The sequence below is a fragment of the Microbacterium sp. UMB0228 genome, from assembly GCF_002871415.1.
Lineage (GTDB): Bacteria > Actinomycetota > Actinomycetes > Actinomycetales > Microbacteriaceae > Microbacterium.
Genome location: NZ_PNFU01000001.1, coordinates 843,157 through 859,998, shown reverse-complemented (window position 1 = coordinate 859,998; position 16,842 = coordinate 843,157). Strand labels below are relative to the sequence as shown.

The 16,842-nt window shown below is 70.5% G+C and carries 14 protein-coding genes; 3 read left to right on the top strand and 11 right to left on the bottom strand.

What is annotated here, in order from left to right; translation table 11 throughout:
* Nucleotides 1-3: 3 nt before the first annotated feature.
* The 5 genes from rbfA to CJ226_RS04110 all read right to left on the bottom strand — a co-directional run bounded on the left by rbfA (nucleotide 4) and on the right by CJ226_RS04110 (nucleotide 5,892).
* Nucleotides 4-429: a 30S ribosome-binding factor RbfA gene (gene rbfA / locus CJ226_RS04130; protein ID WP_060923633.1), complete on the bottom strand. Its 426-nt coding sequence runs from the start codon at nucleotides 427-429 to the stop codon at nucleotides 4-6.
* Between the two features lie 105 nt (nucleotides 430-534).
* Nucleotides 535-3,267, bottom strand: coding sequence for a translation initiation factor IF-2 (infB, locus tag CJ226_RS04125; RefSeq protein ID WP_102208374.1), 2,733 nt, complete (start codon nucleotides 3,265-3,267; stop codon nucleotides 535-537).
* A gap of 94 nt (nucleotides 3,268-3,361) precedes the next feature.
* Nucleotides 3,362-3,616, bottom strand: coding sequence for a YlxR family protein (locus CJ226_RS04120; protein WP_081811550.1), 255 nt, complete (start codon nucleotides 3,614-3,616; stop codon nucleotides 3,362-3,364).
* 62 nt (nucleotides 3,617-3,678) lie between these two features.
* Nucleotides 3,679-4,662, bottom strand: a complete 984-nt coding sequence (gene nusA / locus CJ226_RS04115) for a transcription termination factor NusA (RefSeq protein WP_025103177.1) — start codon at nucleotides 4,660-4,662, stop codon at nucleotides 3,679-3,681.
* A 189-nt stretch (nucleotides 4,663-4,851) separates the two neighbouring features.
* On the bottom strand, nucleotides 4,852-5,892 hold the full coding sequence (locus CJ226_RS04110) for a TIGR00730 family Rossman fold protein (RefSeq protein WP_102208373.1): 1,041 nt from the start codon (nucleotides 5,890-5,892) through the stop codon (nucleotides 4,852-4,854).
* 134 nt (nucleotides 5,893-6,026) lie between these two features.
* On the opposite strand from CJ226_RS04110, the gene CJ226_RS04105 reads away from it, so the two are divergent.
* Nucleotides 6,027-6,530, top strand: coding sequence for a pyridoxamine 5'-phosphate oxidase family protein (locus tag CJ226_RS04105; RefSeq protein WP_102208372.1), 504 nt, complete (start codon nucleotides 6,027-6,029; stop codon nucleotides 6,528-6,530).
* 18 nt (nucleotides 6,531-6,548) lie between these two features.
* On the opposite strand, the gene CJ226_RS04100 is transcribed toward CJ226_RS04105, so the two are convergent.
* Together CJ226_RS04100 and CJ226_RS04095 are read right to left on the bottom strand one after the other, a co-directional pair.
* The gene (locus tag CJ226_RS04100) at nucleotides 6,549-8,309 is read right to left on the bottom strand and encodes a proline--tRNA ligase (protein WP_102208371.1); all 1,761 of its coding nucleotides are present in this window, start codon (nucleotides 8,307-8,309) and stop codon (nucleotides 6,549-6,551) included.
* Nucleotides 8,310-8,348: 39 nt separating this feature from the next.
* Nucleotides 8,349-9,119 (bottom strand): isocitrate lyase/phosphoenolpyruvate mutase family protein, encoded by a 771-nt coding sequence (locus CJ226_RS04095; RefSeq protein WP_102208370.1) that lies wholly within the window; start codon nucleotides 9,117-9,119, stop codon nucleotides 8,349-8,351.
* 78 nt (nucleotides 9,120-9,197) lie between these two features.
* On the opposite strand from CJ226_RS04095, the gene CJ226_RS04090 reads away from it, so the two are divergent.
* The gene (locus CJ226_RS04090; RefSeq protein WP_102208369.1) at nucleotides 9,198-10,610 is read left to right on the top strand and encodes an RNB domain-containing ribonuclease; all 1,413 of its coding nucleotides are present in this window, start codon (nucleotides 9,198-9,200) and stop codon (nucleotides 10,608-10,610) included.
* Nucleotides 10,611-11,014: 404 nt separating this feature from the next.
* Here CJ226_RS04090 and CJ226_RS04085 read toward each other — a convergent pair whose 3' ends face one another.
* From CJ226_RS04085 to ispG, 3 genes are read right to left on the bottom strand one after another with little or no spacing between them, the layout of a single operon-like run.
* The gene (locus CJ226_RS04085; RefSeq protein ID WP_062634963.1) at nucleotides 11,015-11,881 is read right to left on the bottom strand and encodes a hypothetical protein; all 867 of its coding nucleotides are present in this window, start codon (nucleotides 11,879-11,881) and stop codon (nucleotides 11,015-11,017) included.
* 51 nt (nucleotides 11,882-11,932) lie between these two features.
* Nucleotides 11,933-12,265 (bottom strand): nuclear transport factor 2 family protein, encoded by a 333-nt coding sequence (locus tag CJ226_RS04080; RefSeq protein ID WP_062634965.1) that lies wholly within the window; start codon nucleotides 12,263-12,265, stop codon nucleotides 11,933-11,935.
* A gap of 13 nt (nucleotides 12,266-12,278) precedes the next feature.
* Nucleotides 12,279-13,409, bottom strand: coding sequence for a flavodoxin-dependent (E)-4-hydroxy-3-methylbut-2-enyl-diphosphate synthase (ispG, locus tag CJ226_RS04075; protein WP_102208368.1), 1,131 nt, complete (start codon nucleotides 13,407-13,409; stop codon nucleotides 12,279-12,281).
* Nucleotides 13,410-13,619: 210 nt separating this feature from the next.
* Here ispG and CJ226_RS04070 point away from each other — a divergent pair, with 210 nt between their 5' ends.
* Entirely contained in the window at nucleotides 13,620-15,503 is a 1,884-nt protein-coding gene (locus CJ226_RS04070; protein WP_102208367.1) for a chorismate-binding protein, read from the top strand.
* Between the two features lie 15 nt (nucleotides 15,504-15,518).
* Here the strand turns inward: CJ226_RS04070 and CJ226_RS04065 are convergent, their stop codons facing one another.
* Nucleotides 15,519-16,832 carry an RIP metalloprotease gene (locus CJ226_RS04065; RefSeq protein ID WP_025103165.1) on the bottom strand — a complete coding sequence of 438 codons (1,314 nt, stop codon included), beginning with the start codon at nucleotides 16,830-16,832 and terminating at the stop codon, nucleotides 15,519-15,521.
* Nucleotides 16,833-16,842 lie beyond the last annotated feature (10 nt).

Sequence of the window (16,842 nt, the reverse complement as noted above, 5' to 3'; positions counted from 1 at the left end):
GCATCAGTCCTCGTCGTCGTCCGACCGGTAGGGGTCGGCCTCGCCGGCGTGGGTCGCGGACGAGGCCAGCTTGGCCACCTCCGCGTCGCGCTCCTGCGCCTCGCGCAGCAGAGCGGTGATGTGGTCGGCGTTCTCCGGCAGCGCGTCCGGGATGAACTCGAGCGTGGGGACGAGTCGAGTGCTGAGCTGTCGACCGACCTCGCTGCGCAGCATTCCTGTCGCGGACGTGAGCGCGGCACCGCTGGCGAGGCGCTCCTCTTCCGTGCCGAGCACCGTGTAGAACACGGACGCGTGCTGCAGATCGCCGCTCACGCGGACGTCGGTGATGGTCACGAAGCCGAGACGCGGGTCGCGCAGCCCCTTCTCCAAGCGCTCGGCGAGGATGACGCGGATGCGATCCGCGAGTCGGGCCTGTCGTTCACCAGCCATTGTTCCTTCTCCCACCTCTGTGCGTCGCGGTTCCCAGCGAACCGCGGAGGCGGCTGCCTCCTCCCCCGTCACGGGAGGAGGAGGCAGCCGCCGAAGTCGTGCGGATCAGCCGCGCGGCTTCTCCACCATCTCGGTCGTCTCGATCTCGTCGCCGACCTGGATGTCGTTGTACTTGCCGAGGCCGATACCGGCCTCGTAGTCCGTCCGCACCTCGGTGACGTCGTCCTTGAACCGGCGCAGCGACTCGATGGCGAGGCCATCGGCGATGACGACGCCGTCGCGGATGACACGGGCCTTCGCGTTGCGCGTGATCGTCCCGGACCGCACGATGACACCGGCGATGTTGCCGAACTTCGAGGAGCGGAACACCTCGCGGATCTCGGCGACACCCGACTGGACCTCTTCGTACTCCGGCTTGAGCATGCCCTTGAGCGAGCTCTCGATCTCGTCGATCGCGTTGTAGATGACGGAGTAGAAACGGATGTCCACGCCCTCACGCTGAGCACGCTCGCGCGCCTTCGTGTCGGGGCGGACGTTGAAGCCCACGATGATCGCGTTGTCGATCGTCGCCAGGTTCACGTCGGACTCGGTGATCGCACCGACACCGCGGTGGATGATGCGCAGCTGCACCGAGTCGTCGACCTCGATCTTGAGGAGCGACTCCTCCAGCGCCTCGACGGCACCGGAGACGTCACCCTTGATGATGAGGTTGAGCGACTCGACCTTGCCCTCTTCGAGAGCACGGGTGAAGTCCTCGAGCGAGATGCGCTTGCGGGCCTTGGCCAGCTGGGCGTTGCGCTCGACGGCTTCGCGCTTCTCCGCGATCTGACGCGCCATGCGGTCTTCCTCGGTGACGATGAAGACGTCGCCGGCGCGGGGCACGGAGTTCAGACCCTGCACCTGGACCGGACGGGACGGCGCGGCCGCCTCGACGACCTCGCCGTTCTCGTCGATCATCGCGCGGACACGGCCGTAGGCGGTGCCCGCCACGATCGCGTCGCCGACCCGGAGGGTTCCGGACTGGATCAGCACCGTCGCGACCGAACCGCGGCCCTTGTCGAGCTTCGCCTCGATGGCGACACCGCGAGCGGCCTTGTTCGGGTTGGCGGTCAGGTCGAGACCGGCATCCGCCGTGAGCAGCACCGCGTCCAGGAGCTCCTGGATGCCGGTGTTGGCACGGGCCGAGACGTCGACGAACATGACGTCGCCGCCGTACTCCTCCGCCACCAGACCGTACTCGGTGAGCTGCTGACGCACCTTGGCCGGGTTGGCTTCGGGCTTGTCGACCTTGTTCACCGCGACCACGATCGGCACGTTGGCCGCCTGGGCGTGGTTCAGCGCCTCGACCGTCTGCGGCATGATGCCGTCGTCGGCCGCGACCACGAGGATCGCGAGGTCGGTGACCTGCGCACCACGGGCACGCATGGCGGTGAACGCCTCGTGACCGGGGGTGTCGATGAACGTGATCGCCCGCTCGATGCCCTCGTGCTCGGTCCAGACCTGGTAGGCACCGATGTGCTGGGTGATGCCGCCGGCCTCACCCTCGATGACGTTGGTCTGACGGATCGCGTCGAGGAGGCGCGTCTTACCGTGGTCGACGTGACCCATGACGGTGACGACCGGGGGACGGATCTCGAGGTCGTCCTCGCTCTCCTCCTCCAGCTCCTTCTCGAGGTCGAGACCGAAGCCCTCGAGGAGCTCCTTGTCCTCGTCCTCGGGCGAGACCATCTGGACCTTATAGCCCAGCTCCTCACCGAGGACCTCGAACGTGGCCTCATCCAGCGACTCGGTGGCCGTGGCCATCTCGCCGAGGTTGAAGAGGATCGTGACGAGGGTGCCCGGCTGCACGGTGTAGCCGGTCAGGGCCTCGATCTTGTCGGCGAAGTCCGCGATGGAGGCACCGCGACGCATGCGGATCGTCTCGCCGTTGCCACGGGTGACGTTGACGCCACCGACGACCGGGGCGCTCCGCATCTCGAACTCTTGCCGCTTCGCCCGCCGCGACTTGCGCTGCTTGCTCTTGCCGCCGCCCTTGCCGAAGGCACCGGCGGTACCGCCGCCGGGACCACGGCCACGACCGCCACCACCGGGACGACCGGCGAAACCGCCGCCGGGACGGGGACCCGCACCGGGACCGCCACCACCGCCGGGACGACCGGGGCCGCCCGTACGCTGCTGGAACGGAGCACCGGGACGACCGCCCTGGCCACCACGAGGTGCGCCGGGTCGCGGCGAGCCGGGACGCGGGACACCCGGGCGCGGAGCACCGGGACGGGGCGCCTGCGGACGCGGGATGTTGCCGGGGGTCGGGCGCTGGCCCATCCCCTGCGCCGAGGCGAAGGGGTTGTTGCCGGGACGGGGACCTGCGGGACGCTGGCCCATGCCCTGTGCGGACGAGAACGGGTTGTTGCCGGGGCGGGGCGCGCCGGGCTTCGGGGCGTTGCCGTCACCGGAGGACGGAGCGGCCGGAGCCGGAGCCGACGGCTTCGCGGGCGCCGACGGCGCCGGAGCCTTCTCCGCCGCGGGGGCGGGCGCCGGGCTCGGGGCGGGTGCGGCCGGAGCTGCAGGACCCGGCTTGGGGCCGGGCTTCGGACCGGGGGTGGGCGCCGAGGACTTCGGTGCCGGCTTCGCGGCGGGCTTCGCCGCAGCGGGCTCGGAGGCCGCCTTCAGGGACGGGTCGGCCTCGATCGCGGCGCGCAGCTTGCGCGCCACCGGGGGCTCGACCGTCGAGGACGGGCCCTTCACGAACTCGCCGAGTTCCTTGAGCTTCGCAAGTGCGACCTTGCTGTCGACGCCGAGTTCGGCGGCGATCTCATGTACGCGTGGTTTACCAGCCACAATTCTCCTGTCTGGGTCGGTCTGCCCAGACAGGGCAGACCACTAGTCGCGGACGGGTCTCATTTCGAGCCGTTCACTTTGTTTCCATAGCTGTTCAGCCTTTGTTTCTTGGTGGGTGCTGTTCGAAGATCCGTGTGTCCAGCTGAGTGGTCACACGCAGTGCTCTTCCGAAAGCTCGACGCCGCAGAGCGGCTTCCATGCACTCGGGTGTCGGATGCACCCACGCGCCACGCCCCGGCAGGACAGCACGCTCATCGGGGATGAGGGTGTCGTTCTGGGCAACCACCCTGAGCAGAGTGGAGCGGGGAGCACGCGTGCGGCAACCGACGCACGTTCGTACGGGTTCCATCTTACACCTGCGTTCCGTCCGTCCTCGCCGCCACCGGGCGTGGCGTCGAGGACGAACAGGGATCAGTCGAGGACGCTGTCCGGCTGGATGTCGATCTTGGCGCCGGTGAGCTTGGCGGCCAGACGCGCGTTCTGACCCTCCTTGCCGATGGCGAGCGACAGCTGGTAGTCCGGCACGAGGGCGCGGACGGCCTTGGTGCTCGCGTCGAGGACGAACGAGCTCGTGACCTTCGCCGGCGACAGTGCGTGCGCCACGAACGTGGGCAGGTCGGCGTCGTAGTCGACGATGTCGATCTTCTCCCCCGCCAGCTCCTCCGTGACGGCCCGCACACGGCGCCCCATCTCGCCGATGCAGGCACCCTTGGCGTTGATGGCCGGGTCGTTCGCCTTCACCGCGATCTTGGTGCGGTGCCCGGCCTCGCGGGCCAGCGCGACGATCTCGACCAGGCCGGCCGCAATCTCGGGCACCTCGAGCGCGAACAGCTTGCGGACCAGGCCCGGGTGCGTGCGCGAGACGGTGATCTGCGGACCCTTGAGCCCCTTGGCGACGCTGGTGACGTAGACGCGCAGCCGGGACCCGTGCGTGTACTCCTCGCCGGGCACCTGCTCCTCGGGCGGGAGGATCGCCTCGACGGAGCCGAGGTCGACGTGGATCATGCGCGGGTTCGGCCCCTGCTGAATCACGCCGGCGACGATGTCGCCCTCCTTGCCCTTGAACTCCCCGAGGACGGCGTCATCCGCGATGTCCCGGAGACGCTGGCTGATGACCTGCTTGGCGGCGAATGCGGCGATGCGTCCGAAGTCGTCCGGCGTCGCCTCCTCCTCGCCGATGATCGCACCCTCGTCGTCGCGGACGACCTGGAGGACGGCGACGTGGCCGGTCTTGCGGTCGAGGTGCACGCGGACGCCCTCCGGCGTCGCGCCGTCGGGCGAGACGTGCTTGGAGTACGCGGTCAGGATCGCCTGCTCGATGATCGAGACGAGCTCGTCGAACGGGATCGCCTTCTCCTTCTCGATCCCTCGCAGCAGACTCAGTTCGATGTCCATGACGGCCTCCCTATTCAGCTCTCGTCGCGCCCGAATGCACGCGCGACATCCGTACAACGATACCGTGTGCCGCGCGCCCAGGCCATCCGGCCTCCGCCGGCACAGGCCGTCGCGCGGCAGCAGGCGCCCTTGCCGGAACCGGCCTGCCTCCGCGCGGCGGCCTGTCCCGTCGTGGAGTCCCGCGCCTGGTCAGACCTTCGGCGCGGACGGGAGGGCGTTGAGCGCGCCGATCAGACGGAAGAGGTTGCCCACCTGACGCTGATCCAGGTGCAGGGCGAGGCGCGGGAGGTCGAGGCGGTCGTCATCGGCGACCTCTGGGGACCGGGGAGCCGTGCGCTCGATCCGCCCGGTCGACAGGAGTGCGGCGAAGGCGGTGTTGAGCTCCTCGATCTCGGCGTCCGTCGGCTCGGCCTTGAGCCGCAGCACGAGCGTGTCCCCGACCCACCGCAGCGAGTCGTAGTTGCGCCAGAACCCGGTGATCTCGGCGCGGGCCTCCTCGACCGAGTCGGTGATGACGACGCGATCGAAGTCCCCCGGGGAGATCACCCCCATCGGGGCGAGGTGCTCGTCGACGAAGCGCCGCATGCCCTGCCAGAACGATCCGCCCTTCTCGTCGAGCAGCACGATCGGCGTCGGCTCGGCCTTCCCGGTCTGCTGCAGGGTGAGCAGCTCGAACATCTCGTCGAGCGTGCCGAAGCCCCCGGGCAGGCAGATGAATCCGCTCGACTCCTTGATGAGCATGAGCTTGCGCGTGAAGAAGTACTTCATCGCGACGACCTGATCGCTTCCCGCGACGAGACTGTTCGCCTTCTCCTCGAAGGGGAGCCGGATGGAGACGCCGAGCGACAGCGCCGGCCCCGCCCCCTCGGCGGCCGCCTGCATGATCCCGGGGCCCGCGCCCGTGACGACCATCCAGCCGTCGTTCGCGAGGGCCGCCGCGACATCGCGCGCCTGCAGGTACAGCGGGTCGTCGTGGAGGGTGCGCGCGGAGCCGAACACCGTCACCTTCGGCACGCCGCGGAACGGGGCGAAGAGGCGGAACGCGTCGCGCATCTCGGCCAGGGCGGCGGAGGCGATCTTGAGGTCGAGGCGGTCGGTGTCGTCCTCACCGAGGAGCAGCGCCGTGCGGAGCATCCGCATCACCAGCCGGCGGTCCGAGGACACCCCCGCTTCGTCCAGCACATGGTTGATCTCGTCGCTCAGAGCGGCCGGCAGCGGTTCCTCGGTCATGCCCCCAGCGTCCCACGCGGCCTCCCGCCGGCGGGACGCAACGCCGAGGATCCGCGCCCCCGCGCTCCGCAGCATGGGCGGGACGCGGTGTCAACGCCCGTGCCCGCGGTCGGCGGTGGCGCCACGATGGCGACATGACAGAGATCACCGGACCCGAGGCCCTCGCCCGCATCAAGGAGCTCGTGGAGGACATCGACTTCACCATGCTCACCACCACCGACCCGGACGGGAACCTCGTCAGCCGGCCGATGTCGACCAGGCAGATGGACGACGCCGGCGCCATCTGGTTCTTCACGGCGGAAGACACGGAGAAGGTCGAGGAGGCGCGCCGTCACCATGATGTCGGGCTGGCCTACTGCGACGCGAAGGGCATGCGCTACGTGTCCGTCGCCGGCACCGCAGAGGTCGTCCACGACCGCGCGAAGATGGAGGAGCTCTACTCCCCCTCCCTCGACATCTGGTTCGAGGACGGGCTGGACACCCCCGGCATCGCCCTGCTCACGGTCACCCCGGTCGTCGCCGAGTTCTGGGAACCAGCGAAGGGCAAGGTGGCGATGGCCGCCGGGGCGCTCAAGGCGCTGGTGACCCGAGACACCCCGGACGACGACATCATGAACCACGGCCGCGTCAGCTGCTGAGCGACCGGGAGCGCCGGGTCAGCGCGTGGCGGAGAGCCGCTCCACGGCCTCGGCGACCGAGACCGCCTCGCGCTCGCCCGTGCGACGGTCCCAGAACTCCACCTGGCCGTCGGCGGCGCCCCGGCCGACGATCACGATCTTCGGGACGCCGACGAGCTCTGCATCACCGAACTTGACTCCGGGAGACACCTTCGGACGGTCGTCGTAGAGCACGTCGAGGCCTGCGGCCTCGAGCTGCGCGGAGAGGTCCTCCGCGACGTCGAAGGCGACCTGGTCGCGCCCGGCGGCGACGACCTGCACGTCGAACGGGGCGACCGAGGCCGGCCAGACGAGGCCCTTGTCGTCGTTGTTGAGCTCGGCGATGATCGCCAGGATCCGCGTGACGCCGATGCCGTACGACCCCATGGTGACCGTGACGAGCTTGCCGTTCTCGTTGAGGACCTTGAGGCCGAGCGCCTCCGCGTACTTCCGTCCGAGCTGGAAGACGTGACCGATCTCCATGCCGCGGGCGAGCTCGACCGGACCCGAGCCGTCGGGCGCCGGGTCGCCGGCGCGCACGTTCGCGATCTCCACGATGCCGTCCGCCTCGAAGTCGCGTCCGGCGACGACGGAGTGCGCGTGCTTCTGGTCGATGTTCGCGCCGGTGATCCAGCTCGTGCCCTCGCTCACGCGGGGGTCGACGAGGTAGCGGATGCCGGTCGCGGACTCCTCGCCCAGCACGGCGCCCGTGGGCGACCACGGACCGATGTAGCCCTTCACCAGGAGGGGGTTGTTCTCGAAGTCCTCGGCGGTGGCGGTCTCGACCTCGGCCGGCGCGAACGCGACCTCGGCGCGCTTCTCGTCCACCTCGCGGTCGCCGGGGATGCCGACGATCACGAGCTCACGGGTGCCGTCGAGGTGCTTCAGGGCGAGGACCACGTTCTTGAGCGTGTCGGCCGCGGTGTACTCGCCGTCGAGCTCGCGGTTGCAGTGCGCCACGAGCGTATCGATGGTCGGCGTGTCCGGAGAGTCGAAGACCACGGGGGCGCCATCGGCATCGAACGGGACAGGAGCCGGGACGGGTGTGCTGAAGGCCTCGACGTTGGCCGCGTAGCCGCCGGCACTGCGGACGAACGTGTCCTCGCCCACGGGGGTCGGGTGCAGGAACTCCTCGCTCCGCGAACCGCCCATGGCCCCGGCGTCGGCCTGCACGATGGCGTACTCGAGGCCCAGCCGCTGGAAGATGCGCTCGTACGCGTCCCGCTGTGCCTGGTAGCTCGCGTCCAGCCCCTCGTCGGAGGCGTCGAACGAGTAGGCGTCCTTCATCGTGAACTCGCGGCCGCGGAGGAGCCCGGCGCGCGGCCGGGCCTCGTCGCGGTACTTGTCCTGGATCTGGAAGATCGTGAGCGGCAGGTCCTTGTACGACGAGTACAGATCCTTCACGAGCAGCGTGAACGCCTCCTCGTGCGTCGGCGCCAGCAGGTAGTCCCCGCCCTTGCGGTCCTGGAGGCGGAACAGCAGATCTCCGTACTCGTCCCAGCGCCCGGTGGCCTCGTACGCCTCGCGCGGCATCAGTGCGGGGAAGTGCACCTCCTGCGCACCCGCGGCGGCCATCTCCTCGCGGATGACGGTCTCGATCTTCGCCTTGACGCGCAGGCCGAGGGGCAGCCACGCGAAGATGCCCGCCGCCTGCGGTCGGATGTACCCGGCGCGGATCAGCAGCTTGTGACTGGCGACCTCGGCACCGGCAGGATCTTCGCGGAGCGTACGGAGGAAGAAGTTCGAAAGACGAGTGACCACGGCTCAAGTGTAGTGAGCCGCGGTCACCCGCCTCGTCGCTCAGTTGAGGGCCGGGAGTCCCTGCGGCACGACACCGCCGCCGTAGAGGCTCTCCGCGAGCTCCTGCAGAGCGGTGAGCGCCACGCGCTGCGGCAGCGGACCGTAGGAGATGCGGGCCACGCCGAGCTTCTCGTACTCGGAGGCGGCGAGCGCGCCGGGGATGCCGATCACGCTGACCTTGCGCTCACCGATCCCCTCGACGAGCTGACGCGTGACGTTCGCGTCGAGGATGCCGGGGACGAAGACCGCGGTGGCGCCCGCATCGAGGAAGGCGCGACCGCGCTGGATGGCATCCGCGATGCTCTGCTCCACGGGGCGCGATCCGGCGCGCACGAACGCGTCGGTCCGGGCGTTGAGGGCGAACGGTACGCCCTCCGCCTCCGCGGCCTTCACGATGGCCTCGACGACGGCGACCGATTCGTCGAGCGGCTTGAGGCGGTCCTCGACGTTCGCGCCGACGACGCCGGCCGCGATCGCGAGGCGGGTGGTCTCCCCCGCGTCGCCGTACCCGTCGTCCAGGTCGGCGGTGACGGGAACGGACACGGCCGCCGCGATCCGTCCGACCATGTCGATCATGACGTCGCGCGGGGTGTCCCCGTCGTCGTAGCCGAACGACGCGGCGATGCCGTGACCGGCGGTGGCGATCGCCTTCGTCTCCGGCAGCGCGGCGACGGCGCGTGCGGAGACGACATCCCACACGTTCACCACGCGGAGGATCTCCGGGGCGTCATAGAGTCCGACGAGGGTCTGGGCCTTGGCAGCAGTGGTCATGTCCCCACGCTAGCGGCCGATGCGGGCACGCGGGCCGGCTGCGGCGGATCGTCCCGGTGCTCGACCTAGGCTGGCGGCATGCCCCAGCGCCGCTCGCATGTCGCCCCGTCCGCCGCCCAGACCGAGCTCGCCGCGGCGCTCTCCGCGCTGCGGGAGGACCTGGACACGCCGACCGCGTTTCCCGCCGACGTGCTCGCCGAGGCGGAAGCGGCCTCGGCGACGACCCCGGAGCTCGACCTCACGGACATCCCGTTCGCGACCCTCGACCCGGCGGGCGCCCGTGACCTCGACCAGGCCTTCCACCTCGAACGCGACGGCGACGGCTATCGGGTGCGGTACGCCATCGCGGACGTGCCGGGTTTCGTCACCCCCGGTGGTGCCGTGGACGCGGAGGCCCGCCGACGGGGACAGACCCTATACGCCGCGGACGGCACGATCCCGCTGCATCCGCCGGTGCTGAGCGAGGACCGCGTCTCCCTGCTCCCCGATGTCGACCGTCCCGCACTCGTGTGGACGTTCGCGCTGGATGCCGCGGGCACCGTGACCGACTTCCGGCTGGAGCGCGCCCTCATCCGGTCGCGCGCGCAGCTCGACTACGCCTCCACCCAGGAGGCGCTGGACCGGGGCGACGGCGGCCACGCGGTCCTGCTGCCGGAGATCGGTGCCCTCCGTCTCGAACAGGAGCGTGGGCGCGGTGGAGCCAGCCTCAACGTCCCGGACGAGGAGGTCGTGCGCACCGAGGACGGCTCCTATGCGATCGAGCGCCGCAGCCCCCTGCCCGTGGAGGAGTGGAACGCGCAGCTGTCGCTCATGACCGGGTTGGCGGCCGCGAGGCTCATGATCGACGCAGGCGTGGGCATCCTCCGCACGATGCCGGAGCCGGACGAGGCGGCGTTCGCGGCCTTCCGTCATCAGACGGAGGCCTTGGGACGCGCGTGGACCGACGGGACCTATGGTGAGTACCTCCGTGGTCTCGACCGCACCGACCCGATGGCGCTCCCCGTGCTGGAGGCCGCAGCCTCGCTGTTCCGCGGTGCGGGGTACGTGGTGTTCGACGGCGAGCCGCCCGCGGACGCCGTGCAGGCCGCGATCGGAGCCCCCTACGCGCACGCGACGGCGCCTCTGCGCCGGCTCGTCGACAGGTGGGCCCTCGCGATCTGTCTCGCGGTGTCGACCGGGCAGCCGGTGCCGGAGTGGGTGCGCTCCTCCCTCGGCGACCTCCCCGCGCTCATGCAGGACTCGGGCCGACGGGCGTCGCAGCTGGACGCGGACACCGTGAACCGGGTCGAGGCCGCCCTGCTCACACCTCTGGTGGGACAGACGGTCGAGGCGACGGTCATCGAGCTCCGGGGCGAGCGGGCCGCCGTTCAGATCGCGGAGCCTGCGGTGACGACGACCGCGCCGGTGGGCTTCGCCAGGCCCGGGGACGTGGTGCGCTTGCGCGTCTCGCGCGTGGACATCGCGACGGGCGAGATCGAGCTCGCTGTCTGACTCCGCCGGAACAGGCGAGGACGCCGGATCAGGCGCTTACCGGCACCAGAGCCTGTGCTGCCGTGTTCGCCTGATCCTGCACCAGCGTCAGCCCGAGACGAGACGGTCGTCGCCGCCTCTCGGCACAAAAGGTTCACGGCGCGGGTCGGCGAGGAACTGGAACTCGCGGGTGGTCGGGTGCAGGCGGGGTTCGTGCGCTGACCTCATCGCGAGAACAGGCAGGCACGCGACAGCAGGCGACACCAGCTGCTGACGCCTGTCCTCGCGCGAATGCCGGGGCCCGCGTGTGGGCATGATCGCGCGACCCTCGCCTGGCGTGGCGCGGGAACAGGCAGGCACGCGACAGCAGGCGACACCAGCCGCTGGCGCCTGTCCTCGCGCGAAGGCCTGAGGCGGGCGAGGGCTCAGGAGGCGGGAGTCGCGGTCGTCGTCATCACGAGGAGCTGCGGGTCGGACAGATCCAGAGTCACCGCGATGGCGGCGAATTCCGCGAGGGAACGGACGTGGGTGCCGCCGCAGAGGATCACGGCCTCGCCCTCGGGGAGGTCGCAGTGCCAGCGTCGCCGGTCGACGATGGTCGGTCCGTCCACCTCGATGCGGCTCGCGGCAGCGGAGGCGACCCATGCGGCGAGCTGTGCGTTGATGCGCTGCTCGCGGTCCGCCAGCGTGGCCGCGAACGTCTCGGTGTCGAATCCCGCGCGGCGCAGGCTCTTGCCGAGGCGGTACTCATCGACGGCGCCGTCCTCGCGGATGCGGCTGGACTGGTTCGCCCGTCCCTCGAAGTCCGGGTTTCCCAGCGCATCCTCCCCCGGGTCCTTGCGCCAGAGGTCGGCGACCGCGAGATCCAGGGCGAGGGAGGCGAGGTGGCACGCGGTGTGACCGCGGCTGAGGCCGGCACGGTGAGCCTCGTCGACCGAGAGCGCCACGCGCGTCCCCTCCGCGAGCCAGGCGGGTGCGGCACCATCGAGCCGGTGGCCCACCAGCCAGGTCCACCCCTCGGTCCCGCGCTTGACGGGGATCGCGCTGCCCACCGCGAACGCGCCGTCATCCGAGACGGCCGCCATGAGCGCCTCGGTCACGGGGACGGCTCCGTCCTCGCCGGAGATGTCGCCGGTATCGCCGGGCTGATCGGGCCAGGTGTGATCGACGGGGTGGAACGGCGTGGCGTCCACGACGACCACCGTCCCGTCGGCATCGTCGGCCACACGGGTCACGACGGCGTCTCCGCGGAGGCTGCCGTCCGGGAAGGTGACGATCGTGGGCGTGGTCATGGGGCTCCTCGGAGAGACGGCGGAACGGTGGTGCCGATCAGGCACGGGGTGTCAGTGGGACGGCGGGATCGTGAAGCTGGCGAGCCGGTCGCCGTCGATGACGAAGATCCCCTCGGACTCGCCGTTGAAGACGCGACTGCTCCACGCGAACCGGATGCGCGTCGTGTCGCCGTCCGTGGCGGCCGAGAGCACGGTCATCCGCGCCCCGGCGCCGATCGCATCACTGTCCGCCCAGCCGCGCACGCCGTCGGCACCGGCTTTCACGGTGTCCCAGTCGCTCACGAAGCCGTCCGCGGTGAACGCGGCGACGAAGGCGTCGGTGTCCCCGGCGTTGATCGCGTCGATCATGGCCTGGACCGGCGCGGGCAGGAGGATGTCGGACACGGCACTCCTCGGATCAGGCGGTGACGACCTGGGCGGTGCCGAGCGGAGCGTCCGGTCCCATCTCGGCGGCGATGCGGTTCGCCTCCTCGATGAGTGTGGCGACGATGTCGGCCTCCGGGACCGTCTTGATGACCTCGCCCTTGACGAAGATCTGTCCCTTGCCGTTGCCGGAGGCGACACCGAGGTCGGCCTCGCGTGCCTCACCCGGGCCGTTCACGACGCAGCCCATGACGGCGACGCGCAGCGGCACCGTCATGGGCTTGAGCCCCTCGGTGACGTCTTCCGCGAGCGTGTAGACGTCGACCTGAGCCCGACCGCACGAGGGGCACGAGACGATCTCGAGCTTGCGCTCCCGGAGGTTGAGGGACTGGAGGATCTGGTGACCGACCTTGACCTCCTCGGCCGGCGGCGCGGACAGCGAGACGCGGATGGTGTCGCCGATACCCTCCCCCAGCAGGATGCCGAAGGCGGTCGCACTCTTGATCGTGCCCTGGAAGGCCGGTCCCGCCTCGGTCACGCCGAGGTGCAGCGGCCAGTCGCCCCGCTCGGCGAGCTGACGGTAGGCCTTGACCATGACGACCGGGTCGTTGTGCTTGACCGAGATCTTGAAGTCGTGGAAGTCGTGCTCCTCGAACAGCGACGCCTCCCAGACCGCGCTCTCGACGAGGGCCTCCGGCGTGGCCTTGCCGTACTTCTCGAGCAGGCGACGGTCGAGCGAGCCTGCGTTCACGCCGATGCGGAGCGAGACGCCCGCGTCCTTGGCGGCCTTCGCGATTTCGCCGACCTGATCGTCGAACTTGCGGATGTTGCCCGGGTTCACGCGCACGGCCGCACAGCCGGCGTCGATCGCCTGGAAGACGTACTTCGGCTGGAAGTGGATGTCGGCGATGACCGGGATCTGGCTCTTCTTCGCGATGATGTGCAGCACGTCGGCGTCGTCCTGCGAGGGCACGGCGACGCGGACGATCTCGCAGCCGGAGGCGGTGAGCTCCGCGATCTGCTGCAGCGTCCCGTTGATGTCGGTGGTCTTCGTCGTCGTCATGGACTGCACGCTGACGGGCGCATCGCCGCCGACGAGCACCTTGCCCACCTTGATCTGACGGGACTTGCGACGCGGGGCGAGGACTTCGGGGACCTTCGGCATCCCAAGATTCACTGCTGGCACGATCCCAGCCTACGCCGCCCGGATGCGGAAGGGCTGGATGCGGCGGGTGTGGTAGTTTCGCCCCATGATCGCGCACATCACCTGGTGGCCCGCCTCCTAGGCGGTGTGTTCGCGTTCCCTCGAATCCAGACCGCCTCCGGGGCGGTCTTTTCGTTGCGCCGAGCCGGAGCCCTCGCACAGGAGACATCGATGACCCTCTCTCGCCTCGACGAGCTCAGCGCCGACCCCACCGCGTCCTTCGTGCTGATCGCCCGGGACGGCGCGGACACCGTCGAGCTGCTCACCGGAGAAGTGACCGACGTCGACCTGCTCGCCGACATCCCCCTGACGGTCGAGGGAGAGCCGCGGGAGGTGTTCGCGCTCGTCCCGTATCGACAGGTCCGCGAGCGCGGCTTCGTGGCCCAGGACGACGGCGCCCCGTTGCGCTGCCTCGTCGTCGCGGAGCACCTCGACCTGCCGACCGCTGCTGTGCTCGACGCGCTTCCGACCACCCCGATCCCGCTCCGCGATGAGGGCTTCGACATCGCGGACGAGGAGTACGCGCGGATCGTCGAGACAGTGATCGCGGACGAGATCGGCCGCGGCGAGGGTGCGAACTTCGTCATCCGCCGCGATTTCACCGCGACCGTCGACGCCGATGAGCGCCAGGCGGCGCTCACCTGGTTCCGGGCTCTGCTCGCCCACGAGCGCGGCGCCTACTGGACGTTCGCGGTCGTCACCCCCGGGCACATCGCGGTCGGGGCGAGCCCCGAGGCGCACGTCGTGGCCCGCGGCGGCGTCGTCACCATGAACCCCATCTCGGGCACCTTCCGGCATCCGGCCGGCGGCGCGACGAAGGAGACGCTCACCGACTTCCTGGCGTCGACCAAGGAGACCGAGGAGCTGTTCATGGTCGTGGACGAGGAGCTCAAGATGATGAGCGCCGTCTGCGCCGACGGCGGACGCATCACGGGCCCGCATCTCAAGGAGATGTCGCGGCTGACCCACACCGAGTACATGCTGCGCGGACGGAGCGGGCTGGACCCGCGGGACATCCTCCGCGAGACGATGTTCGCCCCGACCGTCACCGGCTCCCCCATGCAGAACGCCTGCGCCGTGATCCGGCGGCACGAGCGCAAGCCCCGGGGCTACTACTCGGGCGTCGCGGCGCTCTTCACGCCCAACGCCGACGGCGGGCACGACCTCGACGCGCCCATCCTCATCCGCACCGTGTACCTGCGCGACGGCGAGCTGAGCGTGCCCGTCGGCGCGACCCTCGTCCGCCACTCGGACCCGCACGGCGAGGTGTCCGAGACCCACGGCAAGGCCGCGGGCGTGCTCGGCGCCATCGGCGCGATCGATCGGGACCGCGTGGCCGAGGCCCGCAGCGACGCCGACGCCCCCGGTGAGCCGCGGCGTCTCGCCGACGACCCGGACGTCGCCGCGCTCCTCTCCTCGCGCAACGCCCGCCTCGCCGAGTTCTGGCTGAACCCGCAGGGCGAGGACTTCACCGGTCCGTTCTCCGGCCGCTCCGCCCTCGTCGTCGACGCCGAGGACCGCTTCACGACGATGCTCGCGCATCAGCTGCGGCACCTCGGGCTCGACGTGACCATCGCGTCCTGGGACGACGTGGACGACGAGGCGGTCGAGACGGCCGATCTCGTCGTCGCGGGCCCCGGCCCCGGAGACCCCCGAGACGACGCGAGCCCGCGCATCGCCCGGATGCGCGAGGTCGTGGCGGCCCGCCTGCAGACGCATTCGCCGCTGCTCGCGGTCTGCCTGAGCCACCAGATCCTGGCGGACCGGATGGGGATCGCGCTGACGCCCCTCGACGCTCCGCACCAGGGGCTGCAGAAGGCCGTGCCGGTGTTCGGCGAGGACGCCTCGATCGGGTTCTACAACACCTTCACGGCACGGGTCGACCCCGGAGTGACCACGGTGGGCGCGGCGGAGGTCTCCGCGGATCCGGTGACCGGAGACGTCTACGCGCTCCGCGGCGACGGCTTCGCATCGGTGCAGGGCCACCTCGAATCGATCCTGTCCCGCGACGGTATCCGCACGCTGGAGCGCCTGGCGGCGCACGCCCTGCGCTGAGCGCTTTCCGGCCGCTCAGCCCAGGAGCTTGACCGGGTTGAACAGGTCGGCCACGAGCAGGAGCGCGCCCATCGCGATCAGCAGCGTCGCGACGACGACGGTCAGCGGCACGAGCTTGGTGGCGTCGACCGGGGCCGGGGGCGGCCGCCGGAACAGCTTCGCCCACGCCCGCTTGATCCCCTCCCACAGCGCGACGACGATGTGCCCGCCGTCGAGCGGCAGCAGCGGGATCAGGTTGAAGACGAAGAGCGCGACGTTGAGCGAGCCGAGGAGGCCGAGCAGCACGGCGAAGCGGTTGAGCACCGGAGCGTCCGTCGCGGCCACCTCGCCCGCGAGACGCCCGACGCCGACGACGCTCAGCGGTCCGTTCGGATCGCGTTCCCCTCCCGTCACGAGCGAGACCCCGACGTCCCACAGGCGCACCGGGAGCGTGACGATCAGCGAGCCGACCCGGGCGACGGTGTCCGCCGCCAGCTGGGGTCCGGCGGTCAGCGGCTGCTGCACGTAGCCCATCTGCGCGATCATCCCCGCGTAGCCGACCTCCTTCACGACGGGATCGCCGTCGTCGTCGAGCACCGGCTGCCCACTCGCGTCCGTGATGGTGCGCTCCGCCGCGATGGGCGTGAGGGTCAGCGTCCGCTCGGTGCCGTCCCGGCGCACGACGAGGGCGAGGGGCTCGCCCGGCGAGGCCTGGACGATGGCGGTGGCCTCCGCGAAGGTCGACACCGGCTTCCCGTCGATCGACACGAGGACGTCGCCCGGCTGCACATCGGCCGCAGCGGCCGGGGACTCCGGATCGTCGGCCCCGCACTCGGTCGCCGTCGACGACGCGGGGACCACGCACTCGTTCACCGCCGCGACCGTCGTGGTGCCCTGCTGCACGCCGATCCCGCTGACGAGAACGGTGAAGATCACCACGGCCAGCACGAGATTCATAAGCGGTCCGCCGAGCATCACGATCACGCGCTTCCACACCGGCAGCTTGTAGAAGACCCGGTCCTCGGCGCCCTCCGCGATCGTCTCGTCGTTGGCCGAGCGCGCGTCCTGGATGAGCGTGCGGAACGCCCCGGAGGCGGGCCCGCTGTCCTTCGACGACGGATACATCCCCGACATCGAGATGAAGCCGCCCAGGGGCAGGAGCTTGAAGCCGTACTCCGTCTCGCCGATCCGCTTCGACCACAGGCGCGGCCCGAAGCCGATCATGTACTGGCCGACACGCACGCCGAAGAGCTTCGCGGGGACGAGGTGGCCGACCTCGTGCAGACCGATCGAGAGGCCGAGGCCGATCAGCATGAACACGATGCCGCCCAGATAGAGCAGGAATTCCACGAGCCCACGC

Excerpts from the sequence above, each read along its gene's own strand:
- rbfA (WP_060923633.1), bottom strand. The coding sequence starts at position 429 with ATGGCTGGTGAACGACAGGCCCGACTCGCGGATCGCATCCGCGTCATC.
- CJ226_RS04120 (WP_081811550.1), bottom strand. The coding sequence starts at position 3,616 with ATGGAACCCGTACGAACGTGCGTCGGTTGCCGCACGCGTGCTCCCCGC.
- nusA (WP_025103177.1), bottom strand. The coding sequence starts at position 4,662 with ATGGACATCGAACTGAGTCTGCTGCGAGGGATCGAGAAGGAGAAGGCG.
- CJ226_RS04110 (WP_102208373.1), bottom strand. The coding sequence starts at position 5,892 with ATGACCGAGGAACCGCTGCCGGCCGCTCTGAGCGACGAGATCAACCAT.
- CJ226_RS04105 (WP_102208372.1), top strand. The coding sequence starts at position 6,027 with ATGACAGAGATCACCGGACCCGAGGCCCTCGCCCGCATCAAGGAGCTC.
- CJ226_RS04095 (WP_102208370.1), bottom strand. The coding sequence starts at position 9,119 with ATGACCACTGCTGCCAAGGCCCAGACCCTCGTCGGACTCTATGACGCC.
- CJ226_RS04090 (WP_102208369.1), top strand. The coding sequence starts at position 9,198 with ATGCCCCAGCGCCGCTCGCATGTCGCCCCGTCCGCCGCCCAGACCGAG.
- CJ226_RS04085 (WP_062634963.1), bottom strand. The coding sequence starts at position 11,881 with ATGACCACGCCCACGATCGTCACCTTCCCGGACGGCAGCCTCCGCGGA.
- ispG (WP_102208368.1), bottom strand. The coding sequence starts at position 13,409 with ATGCCGAAGGTCCCCGAAGTCCTCGCCCCGCGTCGCAAGTCCCGTCAG.
- CJ226_RS04070 (WP_102208367.1), top strand. The coding sequence starts at position 13,620 with ATGACCCTCTCTCGCCTCGACGAGCTCAGCGCCGACCCCACCGCGTCC.